Here is an 11631-nt window from a genome sequence, read left to right as displayed (position 1 = left end):
TTATCCCACTCCAATTGCCTGTAAGGCATGAGGCTTATCCTCTTGCTCTATATCTGGTCTGATGAAGGCGCTCATGCCACAATCATGAACGCTGGATTCACTTACCCACCGCTGAGCAGGCGATGGACCAAAAAAAAGATGTAGAGGACACCATGCCCGAGTATCGCTCCCGTACGACCACTGCTGGCCGCAATATGGCTGGCGCCCGCGCTTTATGGCGTGCCACTGGCATGAAGGATGACGATTTTCACAAGCCGATTATCGCGGTCGCAAACTCGTTCACCCAGTTTGTGCCGGGTCATGTTCACCTGAAGGACATGGGACAGCTGGTGGCGCGTGAAATTGAAAAAGCCGGTGGTGTAGCAAAAGAGTTCAACACTATCGCAGTCGATGACGGTATCGCCATGGGCCACGATGGCATGCTCTATTCGCTGCCAAGCCGCGATATCATCGCCGACAGCGTCGAATACATGTGTAACGCCCACTGCGCCGATGCGTTGGTATGTATTTCCAACTGCGACAAGATCACCCCTGGCATGCTGATGGCCGCCATGCGGCTTAACATTCCGGTTATTTTTGTATCCGGTGGCCCCATGGAGGCTGGCAAGACCAAGCTTCTGGATCACGGCCTGGACCTAGTCGATGCTATGGTCATGGCCGCCGACGACAGCGTGGATGATGAGCTGCTGGCCGAAGTGGAACGCAGTGCCTGCCCAACGTGCGGCAGCTGCTCTGGTATGTTTACTGCCAACTCCATGAACTGTTTGACTGAAGCGTTAGGCTTGGCATTGCCGGGTAATGGTACGGTGTTGGCAACCCACTCTGACCGCCGCCGCCTGTTTGAAAATGCTGGCCACAAGATTGTCGAGCTGGCCAAGCGCTACTATGAAGGCGACGAAGCGCACCTACTACCTCGTGCGATTGGGTCTAAAGCCGCATTTAGAAACGCCATGACGCTGGATATCGCCATGGGCGGTTCCACCAATACCATTTTGCACCTGCTGGCTGCGGCGCAAGAAGCCGAAGTCGATTTCACCATGTCAGATATCGACCGCCTCTCACGTGAAGTGCCCCAGCTTTGCAAGGTGGCGCCCAATACGCAGAAGTACCATATCGAAGACGTGCACCGTGCCGGTGGCATCATGGCGATTCTGGGCGAGCTTGACCGTGCGGGCGTACTGGATACCTCGGTACCCACCGTGTATGGCGATACCCTCAAGGACGCGTTGGACGAGTGGGACATCATGCGCTCGCCCAGTGCTGAAGTAGTTGAATTCTTCAAAGCAGGTCCTGGCGGTGTGCCTACCCAAACGGCCTTTTCACAAAGTGCCCGCTGGCCAAGCCTGGATGGCGATCGTGCGACCGGTTGTATCCGCGATCTTGAGCACGCGTTCTCGACCGAAGGCGGCCTGGCCGTGCTTTACGGCAACATCGCACTGGATGGCTGCGTGGTAAAAACCGCAGGCGTTGATGACTCCATTCTGCTGTTTGAGGGCACGGCTCACGTGGTGGAGTCTCAGGATCAGGCAGTCGCCAATGTGCTGGATGGCAAGGTAAAAGAAGGCGATGTCGTGGTGATTCGCTACGAAGGCCCCAAAGGTGGCCCGGGCATGCAGGAAATGCTGTACCCGACTTCTTATTTGAAATCGAAAGGGCTGGGCAAGGCATGCGCGCTGCTCACCGACGGGCGTTTCTCTGGGGGTACCTCGGGGCTCTCCATTGGTCACGTTTCACCGGAAGCGGCAGCGGGTGGCGCGATCGGTCTGGTAGAGCAGGGCGATACCATCATTATCGATATCCCTAACCGCACGATTAACGTAAAACTTTCAGACGCTGAGCTGGCTGCCCGCCGCGAAGCGATGGACGCCAAGGGCAAAGACGCCTGGAAACCTGTTGAGCAGCGGCCGCGTAAGGTAACGCCTGCGCTTAAAGCCTATGCACTATTGGCTACTTCCGCTGATAAAGGGGCGGTGCGCGATCTTTCAAAACTCGATTAAACTTTCGCAAGGAGCATTATGAAAGCAACGATCAATGTGGGCCTGATAGGCTATGGGTTCGCGAGTAAAACGTTTCATGTACCGCTCATTCAGGCCACGGAAGGCCTGAATCTGGTGGCCGTATCTTCAAGTGATGCCGCCAAGGTGCGGGCTGACCTGCCTGATGTAGAGGTCGAGAGCCAGGCGCGGGTGTTATGTCAGCGTTACGATATTGACCTTATTGTGATTCCCACCCCCAACGATACTCACTTTCCTCTTGCCAAAATGGCACTTTCCGCGGGCAAGCACGTTGTGGTGGATAAGCCCTTTACCGTGACGCTATCAGAAGCCAAGCAGTTGAAATCTCTGGCCGTGGTGAAAGAGCGTTTGATCTCTGTGTTTCATAATCGCCGCTGGGATAGCGACTTTCTAACCGCCAAGGCGCTGCTTGACGCAGGCACGCTAGGGCGTGTGACCGGTTTCGAATCGCGTTTTGATAGATTTAAACCAGAGGTGCGCGACCGCTGGCGCGAGAAAGCCACTGCGGGTGGCGGCCTCTGGTTTGATCTGGGGCCGCATCTGCTTGACCAGGCATGCGAACTGTTTGGTATGCCCAACGCCATTTTGCTGGAGCTGAGTACACGCCGCGATGGTGCCCAAGCCGATGATGATTTTCTCGCTCTGCTCGCCTACGATGACCGTCGTGTTCAATTGAGTGCCAGTGCGCTAGTAGCTGAACCGACGCCGCGATTTCGAATCCACGGCACGCAGGGCAGCTATACAAAATACGGCCTGGACCCTCAGGAAGACCGCCTGAAAGCAGGAGAAATGCCTACCGTTAACTGGGGGGAAGATACGCCAGGTACATTGACGCTGCGTAACGGGCAGGGTGAAGAGGCATCGCTTACAAGCCATGAGCATCCTACTCAGCCGGGTAACTACTTGGCCTATTACCAAGGAATCGTTGATGCTATTCAAGGCCATGCCGCGCTGCCGGTAGATATTGATGCCGCGCTGCGCTCCATGACGCTTTTGGAGGCGGGGCTGGATAGCTGCCGCCAACGCCGTTGGATAGCGCTTAAACCTCACTTCTAATCCTACTGGCCACTTTGCGTTACGGGTTTTTGACGTAGCGCCATACCCGTAGCGCGTGGTAAGCCGCCAGGCGCACCCGCAGCGGCGGCCCGGCGCGAAAGCAGCGAGGCGAGCGCTGCCGGGGTTGGGTGAAACGGCGCAAAGGCTTGAGGATAGCTCACAGCAAATCCGCGCTGCTCTGCCGTTTCTCGTCACGCAGCCTATCGCGAGCGATATACAGGGCGGCAATGGCACGGGCTTCGTGAAAATCGTCGCGCAGCAGCAGGGTAGGCAGGTCTTCCAGCGGGTGGGTTTCCACAATCAGCGGCTCTGGCTCATCGCCGGGAAGGCGCTTGGGATACAGGTCAGTCGCTATCAACACCTGCATGCGATGGCGCATATAGTTCGGCGCCAGCGAAAGCTCCACCAGCGGCTCGATGCAATGGGCGCCAAAACCGCACTCTTCCATCAACTCGCGGTTAGCGGCAGTCACGATATCCTCCCCCGGATCCACCAGGCCTTTGGGCAGCGTTAACACGTAATCTTCAAAGCCTGCAGCGTACTCGCGAATCAGCAATACGTGATCGGGGTCAGGCATGGCCACAATCATTACCGCGCCGCGGTCGGCACCGGTCAGGCGCTCAAACTGGCGCTCCTCGCCATTGGAGAAGCGCAGATCCAGCGACTCCACATGAAACAGGCGGCTTTTTGCCACGCTTTCGCGGGCAAGAATCTGTGGCTTGCGCGGGTAGCTGGATGAAGTGTCTGCTGTTGACATAGAGCGCCTCCATGGCTGCTAAAAAGGGGTTAAGCTACAATAGCACGCTTACTCTTTCAGACTGGAGCGGCAATGATCGACTGGCGCGAAATTGATACCGTCCTGCTGGACATGGATGGCACGCTTTTGGACCTGCACTTTGATAGCCATTTCTGGTTGGAACATCTTCCTCGGCGCTATAGAGAGCTGCATCAGTTGGATGAAGCATCACAGAATGCATTGCGTGACCGCATCATGGGTGAGCAGGGTACGCTTAACTGGTACAGTTTGGCATATTGGAGTCGAGAGCTTGACGTGGATGTCGTGGCGCTAAAGCGTGAAGTTCAGCACCTGATTGGTTTGCGTTCCGATGCGCTGGATTTCCTGAAATGGCTCAAGCAGGCGCACCCGCGTGTGATATTGGCCACCAATGCTGATAGAGCCAGCCTATCGCTTAAATTACCGCTAACGGGGTTGGAAAAATACCTGGATGCCATCATCTCATCAGAAGATGTGGGGGCAGCAAAAGAGGAGCAGGCGTTCTGGTTTGCACTACAGAATATAGAGCCTTTTGACCCGGCCCGCACCCTGTTCATTGATGATAATGCCAGCGTGCTGGAAAGCGCCCGTGAGTTTGGTATTCGCCATCTGCTCGGCATTAAACAGCCCGATAGCCAGCGTCCTGAAAAAGAGCTGCAAGAATTTATCGCTTTGGATCGATTTGCCCAACTGCTGCCGGAAAACTTACCTGGGCAGCAAGGAGAGCGTAAATGAGCGACACCGTTCGCTTGGATAAGTGGCTGTGGGCCGCGCGGTTTTTCAAGACGCGTGCCATGGCCAAAAAAGCTATTGAAGGTGGCAAGGTGCACTATGATGGTGCCCGTGTCAAAACCAGTAAAAACGTGGAGCTGGGCGCGCTGATTCGTGTGCCGCAGGGGTGGGATGTCTATGAGGTAGAAGTCACCGCGCTTTCTGACCAGCGCCGTGGTGCGCCAGAAGCGTGCAAGCTTTACGCCGAAACCCCAGAAAGCACTGAGCGCCGTGCTCGTGAAGCCGAAGCGCGCAGATTGACCAACGAAGTCATGCAGCACCCGCTCAAACGGCCTGATAAAAAGCAGCGCCGCGATATACAGCGCTTTCAGCGCCAGCCCAGCGAGTAGCTTTATTCTCAGTTACACAGCGGCCAGGGCGCTAGTTATTCTATCGCCCGTCAGGCTGCTTTCCCGGTAGGCTGGCCCGCCAGATACACTCTTAATTTCAAGGCCCTTTTAATGTCTGATCAAATTCAGCGGTTCATGTTTGACCAAACCAATGTACGTGGCGAAATCGTAACGCTTGCCACCGCCTACCATGAAGTACTGACGCGCCATGCCTACCCACCTGCGGTGAATGAGCTTTTGGGTGAGCTATTGGCTGCTGTCGCGCTGTTGACCGATACCGTCAAGCTTGATGGCACGTTAAGTATCGAAGTACGCGGCCAAGGCGTGCTATCGCTGTTGATGGCGGAATCCAATCCTGGCGGCGAGCTGCGTGCCATCGCCCGGATTGCAGAAGATAGCCATTTGCCCAGCGAGAGGGCGAGTTTTCGCGAACTGGTGGGCGAGGGGCAAATTGTAATTACTCTGGACCCAAGGGAAGGCAACCGCTATCAGGGGATTGTCGCGCTGGATCACGAAACGCTTGGCGGCTGCCTGGAGGCCTACTTTGGTCAGTCCGAGCAGTTACCCACTCGTCTTTGGCTGGCGGCTAACGGTGAGCGCGCAGGTGGCTTGCTTTTACAGCGCCTACCTGAAGAGTCGCAAAACCAGGATGTTGATGCCTGGGAGCGCAGCGTACAGCTGGCCGATACCATCAAGGCGGATGAGCTTCTAGGACTTGAGCAACGCGAAGTGCTTTACCGTCTCTACCATGAGGAAACCGTTCGGGTCTTTGAGCCCAAGGCGCTGCGCTTTGGCTGTACCTGTTCGCGGGAGCGGATGGCGAGCGCATTGGTCACTCTCGGCGCCGATGAGCTGCGTGATATTTTGCGTGAACAGGGTGCCATTGATACCCAATGTCACTTTTGCCACACGAAATATCACTACACTGCGGCCGATATTGAAGCGTTATTGGAAGACCCCGACGCGCCATCGCCCGTTATCCACTAAATCTGTAGTCAGGGTTGCAAGCGCGGTGAAAAAAGCTGATGAAGCAAAGAGCCAGTAGTGACAACGCCTCTGGCGCAGTCATTAAACAATCGTTTGAAATTTTACTGCGCTGCAACACAAAATATTGTGTCTTTGTAGTAGTTTAACTACAAGATGTTTGATTAAAGCCCCCGTTTCCTGGGGGCTTTCTTTTTGCAATAATGCGCCTGACTTCAACACACCCAGGTGTTTTATGCGCCTGGGATGACCTTTTGACGGCGTCGATGACGCCAGGTAACGAGAGAATGGCCGAAAGGCCCAGGAATCGACATGACCACGACTCAAGCCGCTCCCCAAGCTCACGTTAATCTCAGCAGCGCCGAACTGATCGAGCGCGCCGTGGCCGGTGGTGAAGGCCGCTTGTCGGCTGATGGTGCTCTGGTAGTCAATACCGGTGTACGCACAGGGCGTTCACCGAAAGACCGTTTTATCGTCGATGAGCCTTCCACCAGCGAAAGCATCGACTGGGGTAGTGTCAACCGCCCCTTTGAAGCCGCCAAGTTCGATGCCCTGTGGGCGCGGGTAGAAGATTACCTGAGTAGCTGTGAGTATTTCGTGTCCGAGCTGCACGTGGGCAGCGATTCCACCCATTATCTACCGGTGCGCGTCAATACCGAAACTGCCTGGCAAAACCTCTTTGGCCGCACCATGTTTGTACGCCCGACGGCATACAACCCGGCGGCCAAGGATGAGTGGATCATCCTCAACGCGGCGAATTTTGAGTGCGACCCGAGCCGCGACGGCACCAACTCTGACGGTTGTGTCATCATCAACTTCGCCGAGAAGAAGGTGCTAATTGCTGGCATGCGCTATGCGGGCGAAATGAAAAAAGCCATGTTCTCCGTGCAGAACTTCCTGTTGCCAGCTTCTGATGTGCTGCCCATGCACTGCTCGGCCAACGTGGGAGAAGATGGCGAAACCTGTCTGTTCTTTGGTCTTTCCGGCACCGGTAAAACCACACTGTCCGCTGATCAATCCCGTTACTTGATTGGCGATGACGAACACGCCTGGGGCGACGGTATCGTCTTCAACATGGAAGGTGGCTGCTACGCCAAGTGTATCGATCTTTCCGAGAAGAACGAGCCGGTTATCTGGAACGCCATCAAGTTTGGCACCGTGCTTGAAAACGTGGTGTTGAACGACCGCCGCGAGCCCGATTACGCCGACGACAGCCTGACGCAAAACTCGCGTGCTGCGTACCCTCTTGAGCACGTTGAAAAGCGTGTGCCGGAAAACCTAGCCGGTGAACCGAACGCCATCGTTTTCCTGACCTGCGACATGTCAGGCGTACTGCCGCCGGTCTCCGTGCTTTCCAAAGAAGCCGCTGCGTATCACTTCCTGTCAGGCTACACCGCCAAGGTGGGTTCTACGGAAATGGGTTCGTCTGAAGGCCTGGCCGCTACGTTCTCTACTTGCTTTGGTGCGCCGTTCTTCCCGCGCCCGGCGCGTGAATACGCCGACCTTCTGATCAAGCGTGTTGACAAGAAAGATGCCCAGGTTTACCTGGTGAACACGGGCTGGACGGGTGGTGCTTACGGTGAAGGCGGTTCGCGCTTCTCTATCCCGACTACCCGCGCCATCATCAGCGCGATTCAGTCAGGTGTGCTGCGCGAAGTGGAAACCAAGCACATTGAAGGCCTGAACCTGGAAGTGCCGGTAGCCGTACCGGGCGTTGATTCAAGCCTACTCGACCCGCGCGATACCTGGGAAGACCGCGACGCCTATGATCGTCATCTGAAAGAGCTTGCCACCAAGTTCGTGGATAACTTCAAAAAATTTGAAGGCGTGAGTGAGGCCATCATCAAGGCAGGCCCGCAGCTGACTTAAGCATATTTAGCGTCATTAAAAATCCAAAAGCTCCGGCACTAATGCCGGAGCTTTTTTTATAGGTTAGGTTTTAGAGAAGGAGCACACAAACGTCAGCGGTAAGACTAAAGAATAGAGTAGTTTTTGTTGTTAAGTATTGACGGATGAGCTTTGTGTTTATAGTTTATAGTAAACTGTTAACAATAAACACAAGAAGGTAACGTTCCTATGAGTAAGATCCAAGCGTCCAGTGCGCTCAAGCGTTTTCGTGTACTCGATTTATCCAGAGTAAGGGCAGGGCCCACCTGTGTTCGTATGTTGGCAGACTTTGGTGCCGACGTAATACGTATCGAGCCACCGGTAGGTGTAGATCCGAACGCGAACATGTTCGCCGATGTACGCCTTGGGGGAGACTTTCAAAACCTTAACCGCAATAAACGCTCCCTGACCCTAAATTTGAAGAAACCCGAAGCCAGGGAAGTGCTGTATCAGTTGGTCCAGGATGCCGATGTGGTGGTGGAAAACTGGCGTCCCGATGTCAAAGCCCGCTTGGGTGTCGACTATGAATCCCTGAAGAAAATCAATCCACGTATCATTCTTGCCAGCATTTCTGGCTTTGGTCAGGACGGGCCATACGCCAAGCGCCCAGGGTTCGACCAGATTGTGCAGGGAATGGGGGGCATGATGTCGATTACCGGACTGCCAGGCCAGGGGCCTGTTCGGGCCGGTATTGCCGTGGCTGACTCCAGTGCGGGCCTCTATACTGCGCTGGGCATCTTAACGGCACTTCTGGAGCGTGAGGAGTCAGGCGAAGGGCAGTGGGTGCATACCTCCTTGCTGCATGCCCAAATCGCCATGCTGGACTTTCAGGCCGCGCGCTACCTCAATGAAGGCGATGAGCCTGTTCAGGCTGGCAATGACCATCCTACTAGCTGCCCGATGGGTCTGTTTTATGGCAGTGATGGGCCTTTCAATATTGGTGTCTCGGGAGATGGACAGTGGCGAAAGTTTTGCGAAGCGCTGGATAAGTCCGAGTGGATCACCGACTCACGCTTTGAAACCGTACAGAGCCGCCGGCAGCACAGATCAGAACTCAATAGCTTGATTCAAGATGTATTTTCTCAGCGGTCGGTAGAGTACTGGGTGGCGTTGCTCAACACAGCGGGCATTCCAACCGGTCCTGTCTATACGGTCCCACAAATGTTTGAAGACCCCCAAATTCAGCATCTTAAGGTATCTAAGGCAGTGGAAGATGAAGAAGTAGGCATCAAGCACTTTATTACCCAACCGGTGAACCTGTCTCGTACGACGGCTGATGTTGTCACGTTGGCCCCCAAGTGGGGTGAGCATACGAATGAAATTTTGACCGAACTTAATTATAGCAAAACCCAAATCGCTCATCTCAAAGAGATTGGCGCTGTTTAAGCGAGGAAACCCCATGCAGCAAGAGAATCAACCCGGCTACATCAAGAGTGAGCTGGACGGCAGCACTCTGCGTATCACTATTTGCAACAGCCGTCGTTATAACGCCATGTCATTGGCTATGTGGCAGGATTTGGGCAGGGTCGTAAATGAGGCACAAACCAATGATGATGTGCGTCTGATAGTGTTGAGCGGCGAAGGCAATAAGGCCTTTATGTCCGGTGCTGATATCACTGAATTCAAAGATAAGCGTAATGACCGAGAGCAGGCTCAGTTTTATGCCGATAGCGTGAACCTTGCTCAGTCCTCGCTTCGTAGTAGCCAGAAACCGACGGTTGCCGTCGTCAAAGGAATCTGCATGGGGGGCGGTATGGGCTTGGCGCTCTCATGTGATTTGCGTTATTGCACTGAGTCAGCAAGATTCCGGATGCCCGCCGGTAAGCTTGGGCTGGGATACGCACTCGATGGCATTAAGCGGTTTGTTGATGTGATGGGCGCAGCGAGAACCTATGAGCTGTTTTTGACCGCCCGAATCCTCAACGGTACAGAAGCGGCTCGTATTGGGTTGGTAAACCAATCATTCGCCGATGACTTGTTCGACCACGCGGTGGAAAGCCGCATTGCGGATATCGCCGGGCATGCTCCTCTGACCATGCAGTCAGTGAAAAATGGCGTACGTTGCCTTCTCCAGGAAGATAATGCACCCACACCTGAGCAGGTAGCCGAGATGGTCATTGCATGCTTTGAAAGCGAGGATTACAAGGAAGGGCGTCAGGCGTTTAAGGAAAAACGTCAGCCAGTGTTCACTGGTAGATAGAAGGTCGTTGCCAAGCCTCCATTAGCTCCACGCAGTTATCCGAATGCAACATAACTCCAATAATAGGCAGGAGAACGTTCATGACCACGCTTAAAACGACAATAACAACACGTCCACAGGTATTTGCTGTTGCCTGCATAGCCGCCAGCAGCCTGTTATTGGCTGCACCGTTCGCTGCGGCTGATGAGTACGACCCCAGTAAGCAGTTGAATGTCACTATTGCTTTCGGGCCTGGTGGTGGTAATGACGTGCTGGCCAGAACACTGATTGAGATTCTGGACAAATACGACCTCTATGAAGGCGATATCGTGGCTACCAACCGCCCTGGCGGAAGTGGTGCCGTAGGGTGGGGATATATTTATAGTCAACAAGGCAATCCCCATCATATTTCCACCACCAGCGGCAGCTTTATTGCAACGCCCCTGCAGGCGGATACTCCATGGGATACGCTCGATTTCACCCATGTAGCACTCATGGCCGCCGATGATCAGGTGCTGGTGGTCAATGCTGAGAGCTCGATTAATACTTTTGAAGAGTTTGTTGAGTATGCCCAGCAAGAACCGCTTTCAGTGGGAGGTATTGGCTCCGTCAATAACGACTTTATCGTTGCTCAGCTATTATCTGTTGAGGCGGGCTATGAGTATGACTACATTCCCTTCAATCAGCAGGGAGAACTAACCACGGCGCTGCTCTCTAACTCCATCGACGCCATGGTCGCAACCCCTGGCTCAATCATAGGTTTAATAGAAGCGGGAGATTTCCGCGCTCTGGCCTTCAGCGCTGAGCAGGTACCTGAAGCGCTCGAAGGGGTCCCCAGTTTCGAGGAACTAGGTGTGGCTGATGCCGCAGTTCCCATGCCGAGAGGATTGATTCTACCGCCTAATGTGTCTGATGAAGCACGGCAATGGTGGATAGATACCATTACAGAGGTGGTAGAAACACCGGAGTGGCAGGAGTATGTCAAAGCCAATTTTCTCACTGAGAACGTGCTGCTAGGGGACGATTTTACTGGCTTCCTCGAAACATCCATTAATAACTTCAGAACCATCCTGACTGAGACAGGGGCTATCTAACGCCGCAAGCTCACGTGATGAGACTGGCCGGTGGTTGTTCTCGCCGGCCGATTAACTTCTTTCAGGAGAATGTTCATGAGGTTATTTTTCTACGCGTTTATGCTGCTGGCGGCCATCGTTTATACCTACATGGCTTTCTTCGATTTGTCCTTTTTGACCAATCGCGGGCGTATGGGACCTGGCTTCTTTCCAAGATTTATTGGAGGCTTTTTGGTGCTGTGCTTGGTCGCCGCCATTATTAAGGAGGCCCGGCTTGGCAAACTGCTGGAAAAAGAACCCGATGGCCAGATGCGGGATGCGGCAGTGCTCATTGGGTTAGCTATGACGTTTGGTGTATTGCTGGTGGTCACGGGGTATCTCATCGCTACACCATTGTTTGTCGGTGCCGCCTTGCTCTACTTCAATTCCAAGCATTTGCTGATGAATGGCGCTATTACCCTGGCAGCCCCCCTGACCATTTATGTGCTGTTTGGGCAGGTTCTAAATGCCTCTCTACCTCACGGTCTTTGGTGGTAGCCAC

At 54.2% G+C, this 11631-nt stretch carries 12 protein-coding genes; 10 read left to right on the top strand and 2 right to left on the bottom strand.

The window, feature by feature from the left end:
• Positions 1-152 precede the first annotated feature (152 nt).
• Together ilvD and ELY38_RS08200 are read left to right on the top strand one after the other, a co-directional pair.
• The gene (ilvD, locus tag ELY38_RS08205; protein WP_127061327.1) at positions 153-1997 is read left to right on the top strand and encodes a dihydroxy-acid dehydratase; all 1845 of its coding nucleotides are present in this window, start codon (positions 153-155) and stop codon (positions 1995-1997) included.
• Positions 1998-2015: 18 nt separating this feature from the next.
• Entirely contained in the window at positions 2016-3071 is a 1056-nt protein-coding gene (locus ELY38_RS08200) for an oxidoreductase (protein WP_127061274.1), read from the top strand.
• Positions 3072-3073: 2 nt separating this feature from the next.
• On the opposite strand, the gene ELY38_RS19030 is transcribed toward ELY38_RS08200, so the two are convergent.
• A complete protein-coding gene (locus ELY38_RS19030) occupies positions 3074-3232 on the bottom strand; it encodes a hypothetical protein (RefSeq protein ID WP_185858941.1) in 159 nt (52 codons plus the stop codon).
• Positions 3229-3828, bottom strand: coding sequence for an ADP compounds hydrolase NudE (nudE, locus tag ELY38_RS08195; protein ID WP_127061273.1), 600 nt, complete (start codon positions 3826-3828; stop codon positions 3229-3231). Before nudE ends, ELY38_RS19030 begins: the two co-directional genes overlap by 4 nt.
• A 72-nt stretch (positions 3829-3900) precedes the next feature.
• On the opposite strand from nudE, the gene yrfG reads away from it, so the two are divergent.
• From yrfG to ELY38_RS08155, 8 genes are all read left to right on the top strand, one after another.
• On the top strand, positions 3901-4581 hold the full coding sequence (gene yrfG / locus ELY38_RS08190) for a GMP/IMP nucleotidase (RefSeq protein ID WP_127061271.1): 681 nt from the start codon (positions 3901-3903) through the stop codon (positions 4579-4581).
• Positions 4578-4967: a ribosome-associated heat shock protein Hsp15 gene (gene hslR / locus ELY38_RS08185; protein ID WP_127061270.1), complete on the top strand. Its 390-nt coding sequence runs from the start codon at positions 4578-4580 to the stop codon at positions 4965-4967. The genes yrfG and hslR overlap by 4 nt, the downstream gene beginning before the upstream one ends.
• 111 nt (positions 4968-5078) lie before the next feature.
• Complete coding sequence (gene hslO / locus ELY38_RS08180; RefSeq protein ID WP_127061268.1) at positions 5079-5954, top strand: Hsp33 family molecular chaperone HslO; 876 nt, start codon at positions 5079-5081, stop codon at positions 5952-5954.
• Positions 5955-6263: 309 nt separating this feature from the next.
• Positions 6264-7820, top strand: coding sequence for a phosphoenolpyruvate carboxykinase (locus ELY38_RS08175; RefSeq protein WP_127061266.1), 1557 nt, complete (start codon positions 6264-6266; stop codon positions 7818-7820).
• A 207-nt stretch (positions 7821-8027) separates the two neighbouring features.
• Positions 8028-9224 (top strand): CaiB/BaiF CoA transferase family protein, encoded by a 1197-nt coding sequence (locus ELY38_RS08170; protein ID WP_127061264.1) that lies wholly within the window; start codon positions 8028-8030, stop codon positions 9222-9224.
• A 13-nt stretch (positions 9225-9237) separates the two neighbouring features.
• Positions 9238-10038, top strand: a complete 801-nt coding sequence (locus ELY38_RS08165; RefSeq protein WP_127061263.1) for an enoyl-CoA hydratase — start codon at positions 9238-9240, stop codon at positions 10036-10038.
• 80 nt (positions 10039-10118) lie between these two features.
• The gene (locus ELY38_RS08160) at positions 10119-11111 is read left to right on the top strand and encodes a tripartite tricarboxylate transporter substrate binding protein (protein WP_127061261.1); all 993 of its coding nucleotides are present in this window, start codon (positions 10119-10121) and stop codon (positions 11109-11111) included.
• A 75-nt stretch (positions 11112-11186) separates the two neighbouring features.
• Positions 11187-11627, top strand: coding sequence for a tripartite tricarboxylate transporter TctB family protein (locus ELY38_RS08155; protein ID WP_185858940.1), 441 nt, complete (start codon positions 11187-11189; stop codon positions 11625-11627).
• The last annotated feature ends 4 nt before the right edge of the window (positions 11628-11631 follow it).

This window comes from Vreelandella nanhaiensis (assembly GCF_003990185.1).
GTDB classification, from domain to species: Bacteria; Pseudomonadota; Gammaproteobacteria; order Pseudomonadales; family Halomonadaceae; genus Vreelandella; species Vreelandella nanhaiensis.
This window is presented reverse-complemented; position numbering and strand designations above follow the sequence as displayed.

Bases quoted from the DNA above. Each gene is read 5' to 3' on its own strand.
- ELY38_RS08165 (WP_127061263.1), top strand. From the start codon at position 9,238: ATGCAGCAAGAGAATCAACCCGGCTACATCAAGAGTGAGCTGGACGGC.
- yrfG (WP_127061271.1), top strand. From the start codon at position 3,901: ATGATCGACTGGCGCGAAATTGATACCGTCCTGCTGGACATGGATGGC.
- ELY38_RS08160 (WP_127061261.1), top strand. From the start codon at position 10,119: ATGACCACGCTTAAAACGACAATAACAACACGTCCACAGGTATTTGCT.
- ELY38_RS08200 (WP_127061274.1), top strand. From the start codon at position 2,016: ATGAAAGCAACGATCAATGTGGGCCTGATAGGCTATGGGTTCGCGAGT.
- hslO (WP_127061268.1), top strand. From the start codon at position 5,079: ATGTCTGATCAAATTCAGCGGTTCATGTTTGACCAAACCAATGTACGT.
- ELY38_RS08155 (WP_185858940.1), top strand. From the start codon at position 11,187: ATGAGGTTATTTTTCTACGCGTTTATGCTGCTGGCGGCCATCGTTTAT.
- ELY38_RS08175 (WP_127061266.1), top strand. From the start codon at position 6,264: ATGACCACGACTCAAGCCGCTCCCCAAGCTCACGTTAATCTCAGCAGC.
- nudE (WP_127061273.1), bottom strand. From the start codon at position 3,828: ATGTCAACAGCAGACACTTCATCCAGCTACCCGCGCAAGCCACAGATT.
- ELY38_RS08170 (WP_127061264.1), top strand. From the start codon at position 8,028: ATGAGTAAGATCCAAGCGTCCAGTGCGCTCAAGCGTTTTCGTGTACTC.
- ilvD (WP_127061327.1), top strand. From the start codon at position 153: ATGCCCGAGTATCGCTCCCGTACGACCACTGCTGGCCGCAATATGGCT.
- hslR (WP_127061270.1), top strand. From the start codon at position 4,578: ATGAGCGACACCGTTCGCTTGGATAAGTGGCTGTGGGCCGCGCGGTTT.